Origin of the sequence: Streptomyces abyssomicinicus (assembly GCF_008974245.1) — a bacterium.
GTDB classification, from domain to species: domain Bacteria; phylum Actinomycetota; class Actinomycetes; order Streptomycetales; family Streptomycetaceae; genus Streptomyces; species Streptomyces abyssomicinicus.
Genome location: NZ_BBZI01000013.1, coordinates 152,852 through 171,314, shown reverse-complemented (window position 1 = coordinate 171,314; position 18,463 = coordinate 152,852). Strand labels below are relative to the sequence as shown.

At 73.9% G+C, this 18,463-nt stretch carries 14 protein-coding genes and 1 tRNA gene; 10 read left to right on the top strand and 5 right to left on the bottom strand.

Features of this window, described 5'->3' with window-relative positions:
- Nucleotides 1–12 precede the first annotated feature (12 nt).
- From GBN72_RS30020 to trpB, 6 genes are read left to right on the top strand one after another with little or no spacing between them, the layout of a single operon-like run.
- Entirely contained in the window at nucleotides 13–1,293 is a 1,281-nt protein-coding gene (locus GBN72_RS30020) for an ATP-grasp domain-containing protein (RefSeq protein ID WP_151775091.1), read from the top strand.
- Complete coding sequence (locus GBN72_RS30015; protein WP_151775090.1) at nucleotides 1,290–2,816, top strand: anthranilate synthase component I family protein; 1,527 nt, start codon at nucleotides 1,290–1,292, stop codon at nucleotides 2,814–2,816. Before GBN72_RS30020 ends, GBN72_RS30015 begins: the two co-directional genes overlap by 4 nt.
- On the top strand, nucleotides 2,813–3,433 hold the full coding sequence (locus GBN72_RS30010; RefSeq protein WP_151775089.1) for an anthranilate synthase component II: 621 nt from the start codon (nucleotides 2,813–2,815) through the stop codon (nucleotides 3,431–3,433). The genes GBN72_RS30015 and GBN72_RS30010 overlap by 4 nt, the downstream gene beginning before the upstream one ends.
- A complete protein-coding gene (gene trpD / locus GBN72_RS30005; protein WP_151775088.1) occupies nucleotides 3,430–4,473 on the top strand; it encodes an anthranilate phosphoribosyltransferase in 1,044 nt (347 codons plus the stop codon). Before GBN72_RS30010 ends, trpD begins: the two co-directional genes overlap by 4 nt.
- Nucleotides 4,470–5,312 carry an indole-3-glycerol phosphate synthase TrpC gene (gene trpC, locus GBN72_RS30000; RefSeq protein ID WP_151775087.1) on the top strand — a complete coding sequence of 281 codons (843 nt, stop codon included), beginning with the start codon at nucleotides 4,470–4,472 and terminating at the stop codon, nucleotides 5,310–5,312. Before trpD ends, trpC begins: the two co-directional genes overlap by 4 nt.
- Nucleotides 5,309–6,562 (top strand): tryptophan synthase subunit beta, encoded by a 1,254-nt coding sequence (gene trpB / locus GBN72_RS29995; protein ID WP_151775086.1) that lies wholly within the window; start codon nucleotides 5,309–5,311, stop codon nucleotides 6,560–6,562. The genes trpC and trpB overlap by 4 nt, the downstream gene beginning before the upstream one ends.
- A gap of 83 nt (nucleotides 6,563–6,645) precedes the next feature.
- Here trpB and GBN72_RS29990 read toward each other — a convergent pair.
- Both GBN72_RS29990 and GBN72_RS29985 read right to left on the bottom strand, forming a co-directional pair.
- Nucleotides 6,646–6,731: transfer RNA gene (locus GBN72_RS29990), tRNA-Leu, on the bottom strand.
- A 29-nt stretch (nucleotides 6,732–6,760) separates the two neighbouring features.
- Nucleotides 6,761–8,077, bottom strand: a complete 1,317-nt coding sequence (locus GBN72_RS29985) for an SGNH/GDSL hydrolase family protein (protein ID WP_151775085.1) — start codon at nucleotides 8,075–8,077, stop codon at nucleotides 6,761–6,763.
- Nucleotides 8,078–8,267: 190 nt separating this feature from the next.
- Between GBN72_RS29985 and GBN72_RS29980 the strand changes: the two genes are divergently transcribed.
- From GBN72_RS29980 to GBN72_RS29970, 3 genes are all read left to right on the top strand, one after another.
- Nucleotides 8,268–9,734: a DUF445 domain-containing protein gene (locus GBN72_RS29980; RefSeq protein WP_439959831.1), complete on the top strand. Its 1,467-nt coding sequence runs from the start codon at nucleotides 8,268–8,270 to the stop codon at nucleotides 9,732–9,734.
- 64 nt (nucleotides 9,735–9,798) lie between these two features.
- Nucleotides 9,799–11,295, top strand: coding sequence for an MFS transporter (locus tag GBN72_RS29975; protein WP_151775084.1), 1,497 nt, complete (start codon nucleotides 9,799–9,801; stop codon nucleotides 11,293–11,295).
- A 581-nt stretch (nucleotides 11,296–11,876) separates the two neighbouring features.
- The gene (locus GBN72_RS29970) at nucleotides 11,877–14,045 is read left to right on the top strand and encodes an MMPL family transporter (protein ID WP_246212996.1); all 2,169 of its coding nucleotides are present in this window, start codon (nucleotides 11,877–11,879) and stop codon (nucleotides 14,043–14,045) included.
- Between the two features lie 84 nt (nucleotides 14,046–14,129).
- On the opposite strand, the gene GBN72_RS29965 is transcribed toward GBN72_RS29970, so the two are convergent.
- Nucleotides 14,130–14,858, bottom strand: a complete 729-nt coding sequence (locus GBN72_RS29965; RefSeq protein WP_151775082.1) for a DUF1707 SHOCT-like domain-containing protein — start codon at nucleotides 14,856–14,858, stop codon at nucleotides 14,130–14,132.
- 171 nt (nucleotides 14,859–15,029) lie between these two features.
- Between GBN72_RS29965 and GBN72_RS29960 the strand changes: the two genes are divergently transcribed.
- Nucleotides 15,030–17,528, top strand: coding sequence for a transglycosylase domain-containing protein (locus tag GBN72_RS29960; RefSeq protein WP_151775081.1), 2,499 nt, complete (start codon nucleotides 15,030–15,032; stop codon nucleotides 17,526–17,528).
- Nucleotides 17,529–17,596: 68 nt separating this feature from the next.
- Here GBN72_RS29960 and GBN72_RS29955 read toward each other — a convergent pair whose 3' ends face one another.
- Both GBN72_RS29955 and GBN72_RS29950 read right to left on the bottom strand, forming a co-directional pair.
- Nucleotides 17,597–17,899: a GroES family chaperonin gene (locus GBN72_RS29955; RefSeq protein ID WP_151775204.1), complete on the bottom strand. Its 303-nt coding sequence runs from the start codon at nucleotides 17,897–17,899 to the stop codon at nucleotides 17,597–17,599.
- 104 nt (nucleotides 17,900–18,003) lie between these two features.
- Nucleotides 18,004–18,375: a DUF3618 domain-containing protein gene (locus tag GBN72_RS29950; RefSeq protein WP_151775080.1), complete on the bottom strand. Its 372-nt coding sequence runs from the start codon at nucleotides 18,373–18,375 to the stop codon at nucleotides 18,004–18,006.
- Nucleotides 18,376–18,463 lie beyond the last annotated feature (88 nt).

Here is an 18,463-nt window from a genome sequence, read left to right as displayed (position 1 = left end):
GAGGAGACCCCCATGACCGCCCCCAGCACCCGCTCCGCGGGCCGGCTCGTCGTCGTCGGCAGCGGCGGCCGCGCCTACCGCGAGTACTCCTTCCGGAGCCTCCACGAGGACTACACCCTCTCCGCCGTCCTCCCCGCCGAGCCGACGTGGCAGCGCCGCTACCTCGACTCGTACACCGTCGCCGACCTCAGCGACCCGGTCGCCATCGCCGACGCGGTGCTCCACCTCGTCGGCCCCGACCCCGAGCCCGGCTCCTTCGCCGTGCTGACCTGGGACGAGACGGCCGTCGAGGCGACCGCGGAGGCCGCCGCCAAGCTCGGTGTGCCCCATCTGTCCCCCGAGGCCGCCCGGCACTGCCGCGACAAGTACGCCACCCGGTCCCTGATGGCCGAGGCCGGACTCGCCGCGGTCGGCCACCGCCTCGTGACCACCGTCGACGAGGCGTTGGCCGCGGCCGCCGACCTCGGCTACCCGGTCGTCCTCAAGCCGCGGGCCCTCGCCGGCAGCATCGGCGTCACCCGCGCCGACGACGAGGGTGAGGTGCGCGCCGCGTTCGCCCTCGCCGACGGGGCCGCCTTCGCGACCCTGCCCACCGGCCACGGCGTCCTCGTCGAGGAATACCTCGACGGCGACGAGATCAGCGTGGACAGCGCCGTCCACGACGGCGCCGTCGACGTGGTCCACGTCGCCCGCAAGCGGCTCGGCTTCGCGCCGTACTTCGAGGAGGTCGGCCACCTGGTCGCCGCCCGGTGCGACGAGGAGTGGGCCGGCCGGGTGAGCGACCTGGTCGTCGCCGCGCACCGGGTACTGGGCGTCACCACCGGCGTCACCCACGCCGAGGTGCGCCTCACCTCCCGCGGACCGCGGCTCATCGAGCTCAACGCCCGGCTCGGCGGCGACCTCATCCCGTTCATCAGCGCCCTGGCCTCCGGCGTCGACCTCGTCAAGGCCGCCGCGGAACTCGCCTTCGGCCGCCGCCCCGACACCACCCCCACCCGCCAGGACACCGCCGAGATCCGGTTCCTCTACCCGGCCGTCGACGGGCGGGCCCGCCCGCTGGACCTGTCCGGCGCCGACGCCACCGACGGCATCGCCCACACGGTCGTCATCGCTGAGCCCGGCGAACGGCTGCTCCTCCCGCCGCGCCAGGCCATCCCGCGGCTCGCCGCGCTGGTCGCCGTCGCCGCGGACGAGACCGCGTGCGCCGACGCCCTGGACCGCGCGGCCGGAACCGTCGACCGCGCGGTCGACCCCCTGCCCGGCCCCGCCGTCGTCCTCGGAGCCGCCGCATGACCGCCCCCATCCTGCACCCGGCGCTCGCGGCGGTCCTGCCCGCGCCGGGTGGCACGACGAACAGGGCGGCGCAGGCCGCCGGGGTCGTCCCCGGCCCGGAGGAGGTGCGCGCCATCGCCGCCGTGCACGCCTTCGTGCCCCTGCGCATGGAGCTGCTGGCGGACACCGTCACGCCCGTCACCGCGTTCGCGCGGCTGTGCCGGCCGGGGGAGACCGGCCTGCTGCTGGAGAGCGTCGTCGGCACCGACAGCAGCGTCGCCCGCTACTCCTACATCGCCTGCCGCCCGCAGCCGGTCGACCTCGGTGACGGGGACCCGCTGGCCGCGCTGCAGCCGCTGGCGGACCGGGACGTGGCGCCGCTGCCCGGGCTGCCGCCGTTCCACGGCGGGGCGGTGGGCTACCTCGGCTACGAGAGCGCCCGCCACTTCGAGCGGCTGCCCGTGGCCCCGGAGCCCGGACCCGGGATGCCGGAGTCCTCGTTCCTGCGCGCGGACGACCTCGTCGTGTTCGACCACGCCACCCGCCGCCTGCTGATCACCACGCTGTACGACACGGCCGGCGAACGGTACGAGGACGCGGTCGCCCGCCTCACCGCCATGCGCGAGCGGCTGGTGGGCGAGCTGCCGGCCGGCGTGCTCGACGCCCGGCCGCTCGCGCCCGCCCGCACCGCCGACGAGCAGGACCGTTCCGCCTGGCGCGCGCACACCGGCGAGGAGCGGTTCCTGGAGATGGTGGAGCGGGCCCGCGAGTACATCCGGGCCGGCGACATCTTCCAGGTCGTCCTGTCGCAGCGGTTCAGCAAGCCGCTGCGCGCCGAGCCGTTCGACGTCTACCGGCACCTGCGCGCCGTCAACCCCTCCCCGTACATGTTCCACCTGGTGCTCGGTGGCGGCCGTCACGTCATCGGCGCCTCCCCGGAACTGCTGGTGAAGGCCGAGGACGGCCGGGCCGAGACCCGTCCGCTCGCCGGTACCCGGTGGCGCGGCGTCGACGCCGCGGCGGACCGGGCGCTGGAGGACGAGCTGCTGGCCGACGCGAAGGAGTGCGCCGAGCACGTCATGCTCGTCGACCTCGGCCGCAACGACATCGGCCGGGTGGCCGCGCCCGGCAGCGTGCGGGTGGAGCGGCTGATGGAGGTCGAGCGCTACTCGCACGTCATGCACCTGTCCTCCACGGTCAGCGGCGACCTCGCCGAGGACCGCACCCCGCTGGACGCGCTGCGGTCCACCTTCCCCGCCGGTACCGTCTCGGGCGCCCCGAAGATCCGCGCCATGGAGATCATCGCCGAGCTGGAGGAGGAGCGGCGCGGCGTCTACGGCGGCGCGCTCGGCTTCGTCGGCACGGGCGGGCGGCTGGACACGGCGATCGCCCTGCGCACCCTCGTCATCGCCGACGGACAGGCATACGTCCAGGCCGGCGCCGGCGTGGTCGCCGACTCGGACCCGGCGGCGGAGTACCGCGAGACGCTGAACAAGGCCCAGGCGCTGTTCGCCGCCGTGGAGAGAGCGGAGGCGCACGCGTGACCGTCCTCGCCACCGCTCCCGCGCCCCGGGCCGCCCGGGCCGGCGGCGCGCCCCGCGTCGTCGTCGTCGACAACTACGATTCCTTCACCTACAACCTCGTCCAGTACCTGTCCGAGGCGGGCGCCGAACCCGTCGTCCGCCGCAACGACGCCGTCACCGTCGAGGAGCTCGCCGAGCACGACGCCGTGCTGATCTCGCCCGGACCCGGGGCCCCCGGCCAGGCGGGCGTCAGCCTCGCCGCGGTCCGGGAACTCAGCGGGCGCATCCCGCTGCTCGGCGTGTGCCTGGGACACCAGACGATCGGGGAGGCGTTCGGCGCCGCGGTGGTCCGGGTCGGACCGGTCCACGGCAAGACCGACCGCGTCCGCCACGACGGCACCGGCGTCCTCGCCGGGCTGCCCGACCCGTTCACCGCGACCCGCTACCACTCGCTGGCGGTCGACCCGGACACGCTGCCCGCCGAACTCGTCGCCAACGCCTGGGCCCAGGACGGCACGGTCATGGGCCTGCGCCACCGCGAACACCCCACCTACGGGGTCCAGTTCCACCCCGAGTCCGTGCTGACCGAGCAGGGCCGGGACATCGTCGTCAACTTCCTGCAGGAGGCAGCCCGATGAAGACGGCCCTGCGCACGCTGGCCGACGGAGGCCGGCTCAGCCGGGAACAGGCGGGCCGGGCGATGGCCGCCGTGCTGGGCGGCGAGGCAACGCCCGCCCAGATCGCCGGTTTCGCCATGGCCCTGTCCGCCCGCCCCGCCGACGTCGAGGAGATCGTCGGACTGGTCGCCACCGCACGCGCCTTCGGCACCGTGCTGCCCGGCGACGGACACGTCCTCGACACCTGCGGCACCGGCGGCGACGGACACGACACCTTCAACATCTCCACCACCGCGGCCGTGGTGGCCGCCGCCTGCGGGGTGCCGGTCGCCAAGCACGGCAACCGCAGCGCCTCCTCGTCGTGCGGCAGCGCCGACGTGCTGGAGGCCCTGGGGGTGGGCATCGACCTCGGCCCCGACGAGGCGGCCGCGTGTCTGACCGCGACCGGCATCACGTTCCTGTTCGCCCCGGTCTTCCAGCCCGCGTTCCGCCACGCGGCGGGCCCGCGGCGGGAACTGGGCGTGCGGACCGTGTTCAACGTGCTCGGTCCGCTGTGCAACCCGGCCGGCGCCCGCTACCAGACCCTCGGTGTCTCCGACCCGGCGCTCATGGACGTCATGGCGGAGGTCCTGCACCGCCTCGGCACCGAACACGCCCTCGTCTTCTGCGCCGAGGACGGCCTGGACGAACTCAGCACCTGCTCCCCCTCCCAGGTCGTCGAACTCGTCCGCGGCCGCACCACCCGCTACCGCCTCGACCCCGCCGACCTGGGCATCGCCCCGGCCACCCTCGCCGACCTGCGCGGAGGCGACGCGGCGGAGAACGCCGAGACCGTCCGCCGGGTCCTGTCGGGGGAGCCCGGCCCGCGCCGGGACGTCGTCCTGCTCAACGCCGCCGCCGCCCTGCGCGCGGCGGGGGTGAGCGAGGACTGGCGGGAGGGCCTCGCCCTCGCCGCCGACGCCGTCGACGGCGGACGGGCCCGGGCACTGCTCGACGACTGGATCACCGCCACGGCGAAGCCGGCCCCGGCCGCCGTACGACGAGAAAGGACCACCTCATGACCGCGGTGTCCTCGCCCCCGGCACCGGGGACCGCTGCGGCGGCGCCCGCCGACCTCCTCGCGCGCCTGGTGGAGGCCGCGCACCGGCAGACCGAGGAGCGGCGCGCCGCCGTCCCCCTCGCCGAGGTCGAACGCCGGGCCGCCTGGGCCGCCCAGGCGGCACCGGTACGGGACTTCGGCGCGGCCCTGCGGGCGCCGGGGCTGTCGGTGATCGCCGAACTCAAGCCGCGCAGCCCGCTCAAGGGCCCGCTGACCGACGACTACCGCCCCGCGGAGCTCGCCCGCCGTTACGCGGCGGGCGGCGCCGCCGCGCTGTCGGTCCTCGCGCACACCGAGGGCTTCGGGGGCCGCCCCGAGGACCTCGCGACCGTCCGGGCCGCCGTCGGCCTGCCGGTCATGCGCAAGGACTTCATCGTCGACGAGTACCAGATCGCCGAGGCGCGGGCGTTCGGGGCGGACGCCGTCCTCCTGGTCGTCGCCGCCCTGGCGCCCGAGCGGCTGTCCGCACTCCACGCGTACGCCCTCGGTCTCGGCCTGCACACGCTGGTCGAGGTGCACAGCGTGGAGGAGGCCCGCGCCGCGCTGCTCCTCGACGCGCCCAACATCGGCGTCAACCACCGCGATCTGCGGGACTTCCGCATCGACCTCGGGCTCACCGCCCGGCTCCGCGCCGTGGTGCCGGACGACCGCGTCCTGATCGCCGAGAGCGGCGTGCGGGGCCCGGCCGACGCCCGCAGGCTCCACACCGACGGCGCGGACGCGGTGCTGGTGGGCGAGACGCTCATGCGCTCCGCGGACCCGGCGGCCGAGGTGGCCGCCCTCATCCAGGAAAGGTCATGACAGCCGTGACGACAGGAGGCTCCTTCCACCCCGACCCGGCGGGTCAGGTCCCGAGCGCCGAGGGCTACTTCGGCGCCTTCGGCGGCAAGTTCATCCCGGAGGCGCTGGTCGCCGCCGTGGACGAGGTCGCCGTGGAGTACGAGAAGGCGAAGGGCGATCCGGCGTTCGCGGCCCAGCTGGACGACCTTCTGGTGAACTACACGGGCCGGCCGAGCGCCCTCACGGAGGTGCCGCGGTTCGCCGAACACGCGGGCGGCGCCCGGGTCTTCCTCAAGCGCGAGGACCTGAACCACACCGGGTCGCACAAGATCAACAACGTGCTGGGCCAGGCCCTGCTGACCCGGCGGATGGGCAAGACGCGGGTGATCGCGGAGACCGGCGCGGGTCAGCACGGCGTGGCCACCGCCACCGCCTGCGCGCTGTTCGGCCTCGACTGCACCATCTACATGGGGGAGATCGACACCGAGCGCCAGGCGCTGAACGTGGCGCGGATGCGGATGCTGGGCGCCGAGGTGGTCCCGGTGGCCTCCGGCAGCCGGACGCTGAAGGACGCCATCAACGAGGCGTTCCGCGACTGGGTCGCCAACGTCGACAGCACCCACTACCTGTTCGGCACGGTGGCCGGCCCGCACCCCTTCCCGGCGATGGTGCGCGACTTCCACCGGGTGATCGGCGTCGAGGCGCGCCGGCAGATCCTGGCGCGCGCCGGACGGCTGCCGGACGCTGTGGTGGCGTGCGTCGGCGGCGGGTCGAACGCCATCGGCCTCTTCCACGCCTTCATCCCGGACCGCGGGGTGCGCCTGGTGGGCTGCGAGCCGGGCGGGCACGGCGTGGCGACCGGCGAGCACGCGGCGACGCTCACCGCGGGCGAGCCGGGCATCCTGCACGGGTCGCGGTCGTACGTGCTCCAGGACGAGGAGGGACAGATCACCGAGCCGTACTCCATCTCCGCGGGCCTCGACTACCCCGGCATCGGCCCGGAGCACTCCTACCTCAAGGACTCCGGACGCGGCGAGTACCGGGCCGTGACGGACGACGAGGCGATGCGGGCGCTGCGGCTGCTGTCCCGCACCGAGGGGATCATTCCGGCGATCGAGTCGGCGCACGCGCTGGCGGGGGCTCTGGAGGTGGGCAGGGAGCTCGGCCCCGATGGCCTGCTGATCATCAACCTGTCCGGCCGCGGCGACAAGGACATGGACACCGCCGCCCGCTGGTTCGGGCTGTACGACGAGAGGGAGGGGACCGGCTGAGCGGAGTCTCCCCGGCCGCCGAGGCCGCCGGGGCCGCCGATCGATGGCCTGCGAACCGTTCGCCCCGGTTCGCGGGCCATCCGTGGTACGGCCGGTGGGATTCGAACCCACATGGACTTCCGTCCACAACATCCTAAGTGTTGCGCGTCTGCCATTCCGCCACGGCCGCGGGGCGGTGCCCCGCCATCGTACTCGGCGTCAGAGGGTCGCCGTGGTGCCCCGGGAGAGGACACTGGTGTCGAAGCGCTGCGCCATCCGGCGGTAGCCCGCGTCGTTGAGGTGCAGGTGGTCTCCGGAGTCGAGGTGCCCGGCGAGGCGGTGCGGGGCGTAGGGGTCGCGCAGGGCCGCGTCGAGGTCGAGCACGGCGTCGAAGATCTCGCCGCGGCGGATCTCGGTGTTGACCGCCTGCCGGGCGCTCTCGCGGACCGCGTCGTAGCCCGCGTGGCCCTCGAACGGCATCAGCGTCGCCCCGACGACCGGGACGCCCCGCGCGTGGGCGCGGGAGACCAGCGAGCGCAGTCCGGCGGTGACGGCGGCGGGGTCGGGCGTGCCGTCGGGGTCGCGGAGGATGTCGTTGATGCCGAGGACCACGACGACCGCCTTGGTGTTGGGCCGCGACAGAGCGTCCCGCTCGAAGCGGTTCAGGCCGCTGGGGCTGTCGGCAGGGCGGCCGAGGCCGTCGGTGAGGAGCTGGTTGCCGCTGATGCCCGCGTTGGCGACGCCGTGGCGGAAGTCCAGACGTTCGGCCAGCACGTCGGTCCAGCGGGCGTCCTGGCCCGTCGTGGAGGTGATGCCGTCGGTGAGGGAGTCGCCGATGACCACCACGGTGCCCCGGGAGTCCTTGCTGAGGACGTCTACGGCGGTGACGTACCGCCAGTGCGGGGTGGGCTCGGTGTAGGCCAGGGCGCGCGGGTCGAGGACGTGGTCCCCGGTGGCGACGTACGAGATCTGGCGGGCGTGCCGGTGGTAGGTGACCGGGCCGGAGGGCGTCGGGGAGTAGGTGGTGACCAGCAGGTCGCTGTCCGCATGCACTCGCAGGGCCACCGCGTCGCTGACCACCTGGCCGCCCGGTGGGACGGTCACCGCGGGGGCGCCGGAGAAGGTCAGCGGGCGCAGCGTGTCCGGGACGGCCTCCGCGGCGTTGTCCTGGGCGGCGACGCCGACCGAGGCGGAGGTGATGCGCAGCGGCAGCTGCCCGTAGTGGTTGGACAGGGTCACCCGTGCGGCCGAACCGCCGGCGCTGGTGTGGACGATGTTGCGCACGGACCGTCCGGCGATCCCCGTCAGTTCCGTGCCCGGTTCGGCTCCGGAGGGCGCGGCGGCCCAGCTGCCGACCCACGTGCCGGTGGAGGCCGGCGCGGCGGGGTTGTGGGGCACGCGGCCCCCGGACAGGCTGGTGTCGCGGGCCTCGGGCCGGGCACTCGCCTGGCGGGCCACGAGATATATGCCGGCGCTGACGGCGATTATCAGGGCGGTGAAGGCCGCCAGCAGGGCGCAAGCGTGACGCCTGGTCATGCGGGGCTCGGCTCCTCGGGCTTTTCGAACGACAGAACGACTGGAACGGCGGAAGGTGCGAGACATCCCCGGCGGCTTCCTGAGCGTCCTCGAGGACAGACGTCGGGAACGTTTGTTGCGTTCCCGGAGTCGGTCAAGCAGGGACGTTTCTTTCCTGACGGGGCATGTGACACAGGTGGACGGGCGACGAATGGGACGACAGGACGACAACGGCGGGCACCCCGCCGACCTCGCCGGGACCGCCGACGGCGGCGACGGGCGCGGCGGCGGCGCCGGCGGCATCGGTGGCACCGGCGGCGTCGGCGGTGCCGGGAGCGACGGTGGGGGGCACGGCGAGCATGCCCGCCCGCCCGGAGGCGGCAATCGCGGCGTCCCCCGTTCGGCCGCACGCACCATGGATGGTTTCACCCTCGCCGACGAGGAACGCCAGCGGGGTGTCCGTCGGATGAAGGCCCTGGCCACGGGGCTGCTGCTGGTGGTCGCGGTGATCTACGCGCTGGCCACCTGGGCGGAGCACCAGGGCGCGGGCGCCTGGGCGGGCTACGTCGCGGCGGCCGCCGAGGCGGGCATGGTGGGCGCGCTGGCCGACTGGTTCGCCGTGACGGCCCTCTTCCGGCATCCGCTGGGGCTGCCCATCCCGCACACCGCGATCATCCCCACCAAGAAGGACCAGCTCGGCGAGTCCCTGGGCGAGTTCGTGGGGGAGAACTTCCTCTCCGCGGACGTGGTGCGGACCCGGCTGCGCGCCGTCGGCATCGGCAACCGGCTGGGCACCTGGCTGGCCGAACCGGAGCACGCAGACCGGGTGACGGCCGAACTGGCGACGGCACTGCGGGGCGCGCTGACCGTGCTGAAGGACCGTGACGTCCAGGACGTGGTGGGCGAGGCCGTCACCCGCCGGGCGGAGGCGGCGGAGATCGCCCCGGTGCTGGGCAAGACGCTGGAGCGGGTGGTCGCGGACCACGGGCACAACCGGACCGTCGACCTGGTGGTGGCGCGGGCCCACGACTGGCTGGAGCTGCACGGCGACCGGGTGATGAACGCGGTGCAGGGCGGCGCCCCCGGCTGGACGCCGCGGTTCGTCGACCGGAAGGTGGGCGAGCGGGTCTACAAGGAGCTGCTGCGGTTCGTCACCGAGATGCGGGACATGCCGACCCATCCGGCACGGGACGCGCTGGACCGGTTCCTCGCCGACTTCGCCGTCGACCTGCAGTCCGACACCGAGACCCGGGCGCGCGTGGAGCGGCTCAAGAACGAGGTCCTGAACCGGGACGAGGTCCAGGACCTGATCGCCTCGGCCTGGTCGGCGGTGCGCCGGATGATGGTGGCCGCCTCCGAGGACGAGCAGAGCCGGCTGCGGCTGAGGGTGCGCGCCGGGCTGCTGTCCCTGGGCGCCCGGATGAAGGCGGACCAGCGGCTCCAGGAGAAGGTCGACGGCTGGGTCGAGGGCGCGGTCACCTACGTGGTCACCACCTACCGGGGCGAGATCACCGCCCTGATCACCGACACGGTCGCCGGCTGGGACGCCGAGCACACCACCCGGAAGATCGAGGCGCACATCGGCCGCGATCTCCAGTTCATCCGCATCAACGGCACAGTGGTCGGCTCGCTCGCCGGGCTGCTGATCCACACCGTGTCCCGCATGCTGGGGGCATAGCCGTAACGGGCGGGGCAACAGGGAGGGGAACCGCCGCTCGCTCAACGGAGAGGGAGACCACGCGATGGCAGTTGCTGCGACACCCGAACCCTCGGAGATCCCGGAGGAGACAGGAACCGTCACCACCGCCGTGCCGGCCCGCCTGGACCGGCTCCCGTGGTCCCGCTGGCACTGGATGATCGTCATCGGGCTGGGAACCGTATGGATCCTGGACGGCCTGGAGGTCACCACGGTCGGCAACATCGCCGGCCGGCTGGCCGAGGAGGGCAGCGGACTGCCCATCACCTCCGCCCAGGTCACCGGAATGGCGGCGGCGCTGTACGTCGCGGGAGCGTGCGCCGGAGCGCTGTTCTTCGGCTGGCTCACCGACCGCTTCGGACGCAAGAAGCTCTTCATCACCACCCTGGCGGTCTATCTGGGGGCGACGGCCCTCACCGCGGTCTCGTTCGACGTCTGGTGGTTCTTCCTCTTCCGCTTCCTGACCGGGTTCGGCATCGGCGGCGAATACGCGGCCATCAACTCCGCCATCGACGAGCTGATCCCCTCCGAGTACCGCGGCCGGGTCGACCTGATCATCAACGGCAGCTACTGGCTCGGCGCGATCGGCGGCGCGCTGCTGTCCATCGTGATGCTGGACACCGACATCTTCGCCGCGAACATCGGCTGGCGGCTGACCTTCGCGCTCGGCGTCGTGCTCGGCCTGGTCATCCTGCTGGTGCGGCGAAACGTTCCGGAGAGTCCACGCTGGCAGTTCATCCACGGTCAGGGAGACAAGGCGGAGGCGCTCGTCTCCGACGTCGAGCGGCAGGTCGAGGAGGAGAAGGGCCACAAGCTGCCCCCGCCGGCCGGCGAGATCACCATCCACCAGCGCAAGTCCATCGGCTTCGGGCTGATCGCCCGGACGGTCTTCACCAAGTACCCCAAGCGCACGGTGCTGGGGCTGGCCCTCTTCATCGGCCAGGCCTTCCTCTACAACGCGATCACCTTCGGCTTCGGCGCGATCCTCACCAAGTTCTTCGACGTCCAGGTGGGGCACACCGGCTACTACTTCGCGGTGATCGCGGCGGGCAACTTCCTCGGCCCGCTGCTGCTGGGCAGGCTGTTCGACACGGTCGGCCGCCGGATCATGATCTCTTCCACGTACATCCTCTCGGGCCTGCTGCTGTTCGTGACGGCGTGGCTGTTCGGCCAGGAGGTGCTGACGGCGACGACGCTGACGGCGTGCTGGTGCGTGGTGCTGTTCTTCGCCTCCGCGGGCGCGAGCAGCGCGTACCTGACGGTCTCGGAGATCTTCCCGATGGAGACGCGCGCGATGGCGATCGCCTTCTTCTACGCGGTCGGCACGGCCGCGGGCGGCATCGCCGGTCCGCTGATCTTCGCTGACCTCACGGAGTCCGGGGTCATCGCGGACACGGTGCTGGCGTTCCAGATCGGCGCGGGCCTGATGTGCGCGGCGGGGCTCGTCGCGGTCTTCCTCGCCGTCAAGGCGGAGCGGCGCAGTCTCGAGGACATCGCGAAGCCCCTCTCCACCGTCGACACCCCCACGGCACCAGCCGGCTGACCCACCGCACCTCCCTCTCCGGTCGACACGAGGCCGCGCCGCAGCCCCCACTGCGCCGCGGCCTCGCGTCGTCGTGCCCCCGGCCGCGCTCCCGAAGACGCGCCCGCCGGCCCAACACCCCCGCGCGCCGCACGGTGGTGCGGGGCAGGGACGTGGAGCCGGCCACCGCCCGGCGGTCCCGACGGGCCGCCCCGGTCGCCGCTACCGCCTCGCGGCTCCGTCGCCAGGTCGCCCCTGCCCCGCCGCCGCACCGCGGGGGCCGTGCGTCGGCCCCTGGCCGGCGCACCCGAAGACGCGCCCGCGCGCCTGACGCGCCCGCCGGCCCGACACCCCCGCGCGCCGCACGGTGGTGGGGGGGCAGGGACGTGGAGCCGGCCACCGCCTGGCGGTCCCGACGGGCCGCACCGGTCCCGTCGTGCCGCGTACTGCGGGCCGCCGGGGTCGAGGGGTGGGGACAGCACCCCCGCCTCCCCGGCTGTCAGCACCAGTGACCGCCCCCGGCCGCGGAAGGGAGGCTGACCGGTGCAGTCGTGGAGAGCGGTTTTCGGGAAGGGCATGCGATGCCGGGCGAGGAATCTGTCATGGTGCGGACGGCGAGATGGGGTGCCCGGCACCCGGGGCGCGCCGTCCTCGGGTGGCTGCTGTTCGTCGCGCTGTGCGTGGGCGCGGCGGCCGTCGCCGGCACGAACAAGGGCACGTTCGAGGACTTCTGGATCGGGGAGGCCGGGCGGGCCGAGTCGCTGGCCGCCGGGAGCGGACTCACGCCACCGCCCGTGGAACACGTGCTGATCGAGGGCCAGGATCCCGGACCGGCCGCCCGCGAGACCGAGCAGCGGATGCGCCGGCTGCCCGCCGTCGTCGCCGTCGCGGAGCCCCGTCCGGCCGAGGACGGGTCCGCCCTCCTGGTCTCCGTCACCCTGCGGGGCGACCGGGAGACCGCCAAGGAGGACGTCGGAGCGCTGCTCGCCCAGACCGCCGCGGTGCGGGCCGCGCACCCGGACGTCCGCGTCGGCCAGACCGGCAGTGCCTCGATCTCCGTCGGGGTCAACGACAAGCAGGGCCGGGACCTGCAGCGCACCGAGATGATCAGCCTGCCGGTGACCTTCGTCATCCTCCTCGTGGTCTTCGGCACCCTGCTCGCGGCCGGTATCCCCGTCATGCTGGCGCTCACGGCCTTCGCGGGAGCCACCGGGCTCTACGGTCTCGCCTCCTGGGTGTTCCCCGACGCCGGAGGCGCCGTGCTCAGCACGACGTTCATGCTCGGCATGGCCGTGGGCGTCGACTACTCGCTCTTCTACCTCAAGCGCGTCCGCGAGGAACGTGAGCGTTCCGGCGGGGCGCTGAGCCACCCGGCGGCCGTCGAACTGGCGGCACGGACGTCAGGTCGCGCCGTGGTCCACTCGGGGCTGGCGGTCGCCGTGGCGCTGGGCGGGCTGTACCTGATGGAGGACGTCGTCTTCTCCTCGATCGCCACCGGCGCGATCCTGGTGACCTGCGTCGCCGTCGCCGGTTCCGTGACCGTCCTGCCGGCCCTGCTGGCGAAGCTGGGGCCGCGGATCGACCGGAAGGCGGACCGGGCGCGCGGCGGGCGGCCCGCGGCCGGCAGAGGGAACGGCGGCGGGGTGTGGGCCGCAGCGCTCCGGCCGGTGATGCGCCGTCCGCTCGTCACGCTCCTCGCCACGCTCACCGCCACGGCGGCCCTGGCCCTGCCGGCGCTGTCCATGAAGCTCGGCACCGAGGGCAAGGAGACCTTCCCCGACAGCGTCCCGGCGGTCGCCACCTACGACCGGCTGGTGGACGCCTTCCCGTCGGAGGGGCCGGCGCATCTGGTCGTCGTGCGCGGCGAGGACCCGGCTGCACCGCTGCGCCGGCTCGTGGAGCGGACCCGCGGGGACGCCCTCTTCGCCCAGGACCGGACCCCCCGGCCGCGGATCGCCGAGGACGGACGCACGGCTCTGCTGGCGCTGCCCGTGCCGTACGCCCAGAACTCGCCGGAGGCGGCACGTTCGCTGCGGCACCTCAGGGGCGAACTGCTGCCGGCGACGGTGGGGCCCGCCGACGGGCTCGAGGCCGCCGTCACCGGTGAGATCGCGGCGGGGGCGGACTACGCGGCCCACCAGGGCGAACGGCTGCCCTGGGTCGTCGGGTTCATCGCGCTCGCCGCTGCCGTGATCATGTACGTGGCGTTCCGGTCCGTCGTCATGGCCCTGCTGGGCACGCTTCTGAACATGTCCACCGTGCTGGTCTCCTGGGGCGTGCTGACCCTGGTCTTCCAGTACACCTGGGCGGAGGAACTGCTCGGGTTCGAGTCCCTGGGCTTCGTGGGTTCCCGCACGCCGCTGATGGTCCTCGCCATCCTGGTGGGTCTGTCCACCGACTACCAGATCTTCGTGGTCAGCCGGATCCGGGAGGCGGTGCGACGCGGTGTGCCCACCCGTCAGGCGGTCGTCGAAGGCATCGCGGGATCCGCGAGCGTGGTGACCAGCGCGGCCGTGATCATGGTCTCGGTCTTCGTCAGCTTCCTGTTCATCGACCGCGTCGAGATGAAGCAGATCGCCGTCGGCCTCACGGTCGCCGTGCTCTTCGACGCGTTCGTGCTGCGCGTCCTGCTCCTGCCCGCGGCGATGGCGCTGCTCGGGGAGCGGGCGTGGTGGCCGGGGCCGAGCGCGGGGCCGGGGCCCGCGGGGGTGCCGTCGCCGCCCCGGGCGGTACCGGACGGGGCGGCCCGGGCGGGTGCGCACCGGGTTTAGCGCCGGGGCAGCGCCGGGTGTACGCAGGGGACAGCACCGGGGACCGGCCCGCGGGCGGCCCCCGGTGGCGGGGTCGGGCGGGGGTCAGGCGGGGGGCAGGCGGCGCTTCTTGGAGCGCTTCGTGCGGACGCCGACACCGCCCCACAACGCGAACCCGGTGACGACGACCCGCGGCGCCCCCGGTTCGGGGCCCGTGTCGTCGCCCCGTGTGTCGTGGTCGAAGCCGCCCATGAGCCCCGTGCCGCGCATCACGACCTCGACACCCGGCGGGACGATGACGTCCACCCCGCCCATCACCGCGACGCAGTTGAGCACGACCTCACGGTCCGCGAAGTAGGCGTCGCGGAGGTCGATCACCCCGCCGCCCATCACCGCCACCGCGTTGAACCGCCGCGGCGCCACCCACCGTCCGACCCGCTGGAAGCCCGACATCACCGCGATCCCCCAGTCGGAGGAACCCTCGCCGCCGGTGATCCGCGACGCCAGGTCCAGTTCGCCCCCGGCGTTGGCGGCGGGCCGCTTCACCAGCGGGACGGCGGGCCCGCCGGGCGCCGGCAGGTCCCGCGTGACCGGCTCCAGTTCCCCGTACGTCTTCGCCCGGTACACGACGTCCAGCCGTTCCTGGAACTCGTCCATGTCGAGCCGCCCCTCCGCGAGGGCGTCCCGCAGCCGCTCCGCGACCCGTTCACGGTCGGCGTCACCCGCCCGGAGCTCGGGCAGCGGCACCTCCCGCCGTTTCCCCCGTGCTGCCCCGTCCCCGTCCCCCTCGTCCCGCTGGTCCCGCTCGTTCCGCTCGTTCGACGCGTCGGCCATGGCGCGCAGCATACGAGTTCGGGACGGCCCCGGTAACGGGGGACCGGGAGGTGGACGCGACGCCGCGGCCCCGACACAGCCCAATTCTGCGGGCGCGTATCGGTCATACCGGTACATAGTGGGCGCATAGGGTATCGGCGGAACGCGGAGGAACGGGAGCCGGAGCACGCGATGAAGAACGACCGCAGGAAAGAGCCGTTCCCGGGCTGGGGCCCCGAGCGGCCTCCGGACACGCCCGCCACCGCCCGGGACCCGGAGAGGCCCGCTCCCGCCGCCCGGCGGAAGGGCTGGCGCCGCGCCCTTCCCACCTGGCGTTTCACCCTCCTGGGTCTGGTCGCCGTCATCCTGCTCGGCGCGGCCTCCCTGGCGGCCGGCTACCACCTGGTCAAGATTCCCCGCGCCAACGCCGCCGCCACCATGCAGAGCAACGTGTTCCTCTACGCGGACGGCTCCCGCCTGGCCCGCGACGGGGACGTCAACCGGGAGAGCGTGGAGCTGTCCCAGGTCTCGGAGGACGCGCGGCACGCCGTGCTGGCCGCCGAGGACCGGGACTTCTACGACGGTTCCGGGGTGGACCCGCAGGCGATGGTCCGCGGCGCGTGGAACACCGTCACCGGCAAGGGCAGGCAGTCGGGTTCCACGATCACCCAGCAGTACGTGAAGAACTACTACCTCGGCCAGGAACAGACCCTCACCCGCAAGGGCAAGGAGTTCTTCATCGCCATCAAGCTGGACCGGGAGAAGTCCAAGGACGACATCCTCCAGGGCTACCTGAACACCAGCTACTTCGGCCGCAACACCTACGGCATCCAGGCCGCCGCCCAGGCCTACTACGGCATCGACGCCTCCGAGCTGGACGCCGCGCAGGGCGCCTACCTGGCCGCGCTGCTGAACTCCCCGAACGCCTACGACGTCGACGCCCACCCGGAGAACCGGGAGAAGGCCCTGGTCCGCTGGAACTACGTGCTGGACGGCATGGTCAAGGAGGGCTGGCTGAGCCGGACGGAGCGGGCCACCCTGGCCTTCCCCGCCCCGCGCCCCAACCGGGCGAACACGGCGCTCTCCGGCCAGCGCGGCTACGTCGTCAACGCCGTCAAGGCGTACCTGGCGGAGCACGGCATCCTCCGGGAGGCCGACCTGGAGGGCGGCGGCTACCGGATCTGGACGACGCTCCGCAGGCCCGCCCAGGAGGCGCTGGTGGCCGCGGTCGAGGAGGAGGTGCTGGAGAACCTGAAGCCGGAGGTGCGGGACGCGGACAGGAACGTGCGGGCCGGGGCCGCCGCGATGGACCCGCGCACCGGCAAGGTCGTCGCGATGTACGGCGGCACCGACTACGTGAAGCAGTACACCAACAACGCCACCCGCCGGGACTTCCAGGTCGGCTCCACCTTCAAGCCGTTCGTGCTGGCGGCCGCCCTGGAGCACGGGGCGCACACCCACGACGGACGGCCCATCACCCCGCAGACCATGTACGACGGGACCAGCAAGCGGGCCGTGGAGGGCTGGCCCGGGGCCCGGTACACGCCGGAGAACGAGGACGACCAGAGCTACGGGGAGATCTCCGTCAGCGAGGCCACCGACAAGTCCGTCAACGCGGTGTACGCCCAGATGGCGGTCGACGTGGGCCCCGACCGGGTGCACCGGACGGCGGTGCGGCTCGGGCTCCCCGAGCGCACCCCGGACCTGATCGCCTCGCCGTCGATGGCGCTGGGCACGGCCACGGCGAGCGTGCTGGACATGACGCAGGCGTACGCCACGCTCGCCGACCACGGGCGGCACCGGCCGTACACGCTGGTCGAGAAGATCACCCGGAGCGGGTCGGGGACGGTGTCGCTGCCGGACCGGAAGCCCAGCCAGGCGATCGACCGGGTCGCGGCGGACACCACGACCTCGGTGCTGCGCGGGGTCGTTGCCGGGGGCACCGCCACCGCCGCGCAGGCGGCGGGGCGGCCCGCGGCCGGCAAGACGGGCACCGCCGAGGAGGACACCGCCGCCTGGTTCGCCGGGTACACGCCGGACCTGGTCGCCGTGGTGTCGGTGATGGGGCAGGACCCGAAGACCGCCGCGCACAAGCCGTTGTACGGGGCGATGGGCCTGGGACGGATCAACGGCGGCGGAGTGCCGGCGCGGGTCTGGGCGGAGTTCGTGAAGGACGCGACGAAGGGCGAGCAGGCCGGCGCGTTCGACCTCCAGGTGCGGTCGGGGAGCGGCGACCTCAAGCTGCCCTACGCGGTACCGAGTGACGGGGCGTCGGCGTCCGCGTCGCCGTCCGCGGAGCAGGGCGACGGGTTCCCGGAGTCCGGTACCCCCGAGGGCGACGGCGACGGTTCCTCCGAGGACCAGGGCGAGGCCTCGGAGTTCAGCGGCGACGGCCACGGCGACGAGGACAGCACCGGCCCGGCCGCCGGACCCGACGGCGAGGGCACGGTCCTCCCGTCGCCCGGGTACGACCCCGGGTACGACCCCGGACCCGGCGCCGACGGCGTCCCCGGCGACGCCGCCCCGCCGGCCCACCAGGCGTCGCCCCCGGGGGAACACCACCCGCACGGCCACCAGCCGCACGACCAGCCCCCGCACCACCAGGCCCCGCACCACCCGTCCTCGCAGGGCGGCGCGCACCTCCCGCCCCACGAGCAACAGGCGTGGCCCTGGCCCCACCTGGCCCTGTAGCCCGCCCGCCGGGACGCCGAAGGGGCCGGTGACCGCCGCGGCGGTCACCGGCCCCTTCGTGCCGTTCGCTAGAGGTACAGGCCCGTGGAGTCCTCCGCGCCCTCGAAGCGGTCCGCGGCGACCGCGTGGAGGTCCCGCTCCCGCATCAGCACGTAGGTCATGCCCCGCACCTCGACCTCCGCCCGGTCCTCCGGGTCGTACAGGACGCGGTCGCCGGGCTCGACGGTGCGGACGTTCTGCCCCACCGCGACGACCTCCGCCCACGCGAGACGCCGGCCGACCGCCGCCGTCGCGGGGATGAGGATGCCGCCGCCCGAGCGACGCTCACCCTCCGAGTTGTCCTGACGCACCAGCACGCGGTCGTGCAGCATCCGGATCGGAAGCTTGTCGTGCTGGGTGTCGCTCACAGTTCTGTTGACGCTCACGGTGTGAACCTACCTGCCCCTCGCCCCCGGCCGTCCGATCGGGTGGGGGGTCAGCGGCGGCGTCGGCAGCGTCCGCCGCGCGAGCGGCCGGAGCCGCCCGGGCCACGGGTGCCGCCCACCATCAGCAGCCCGACCACGCCGACCGCGACCAGCGCCACCGGCAGGATGCGCTCCATCCGCGGCGACCCCTCCTCGTCGACGAAACGCCCCCGCACACCGGTCAGGGTCCGGTTGACGCTGACGTAGGCCCGCCCCAGGGTCTGGTCGACCTGGCCGCGTGCCCGGGCCTTGGCGTCGTCCACCACCGTCTTCGGGTGCATCCGCACCCCGATCTCCTCGAGCGTCTCGGCCAGCAGTGCGCGGCGCCGCTCGATGTCCGCCTTGATCTGCGCCGGTGTCCTGGTGTCCGAGGTGTCCGCCACCGTGCCGCCTCCGTGATCGTCTCGCCGTCGGATGTCCGTACGTACTGCGTACTGCTTCCCGTGTTGCTGCCCACCAGTCTGTCAGCTC

Bases quoted from the DNA above. Each gene is read 5' to 3' on its own strand.
- GBN72_RS30015 (WP_151775090.1), top strand. From the start codon at position 1,290: ATGACCGCCCCCATCCTGCACCCGGCGCTCGCGGCGGTCCTGCCCGCG.
- GBN72_RS30020 (WP_151775091.1), top strand. From the start codon at position 13: ATGACCGCCCCCAGCACCCGCTCCGCGGGCCGGCTCGTCGTCGTCGGC.
- GBN72_RS29960 (WP_151775081.1), top strand. From the start codon at position 15,030: ATGAAGAACGACCGCAGGAAAGAGCCGTTCCCGGGCTGGGGCCCCGAG.
- GBN72_RS29975 (WP_151775084.1), top strand. From the start codon at position 9,799: ATGGCAGTTGCTGCGACACCCGAACCCTCGGAGATCCCGGAGGAGACA.
- trpD (WP_151775088.1), top strand. From the start codon at position 3,430: ATGAAGACGGCCCTGCGCACGCTGGCCGACGGAGGCCGGCTCAGCCGG.
- GBN72_RS29980 (WP_439959831.1), top strand. From the start codon at position 8,268: ATGGGACGACAGGACGACAACGGCGGGCACCCCGCCGACCTCGCCGGG.
- GBN72_RS29955 (WP_151775204.1), bottom strand. From the start codon at position 17,899: ATGCTGCACGACCGCGTGCTGGTGCGTCAGGACAACTCGGAGGGTGAG.
- trpB (WP_151775086.1), top strand. From the start codon at position 5,309: ATGACAGCCGTGACGACAGGAGGCTCCTTCCACCCCGACCCGGCGGGT.
- trpC (WP_151775087.1), top strand. From the start codon at position 4,470: ATGACCGCGGTGTCCTCGCCCCCGGCACCGGGGACCGCTGCGGCGGCG.
- GBN72_RS29965 (WP_151775082.1), bottom strand. From the start codon at position 14,858: ATGGCCGACGCGTCGAACGAGCGGAACGAGCGGGACCAGCGGGACGAG.
- GBN72_RS29985 (WP_151775085.1), bottom strand. From the start codon at position 8,077: ATGACCAGGCGTCACGCTTGCGCCCTGCTGGCGGCCTTCACCGCCCTG.
- GBN72_RS29970 (WP_246212996.1), top strand. From the start codon at position 11,877: ATGGTGCGGACGGCGAGATGGGGTGCCCGGCACCCGGGGCGCGCCGTC.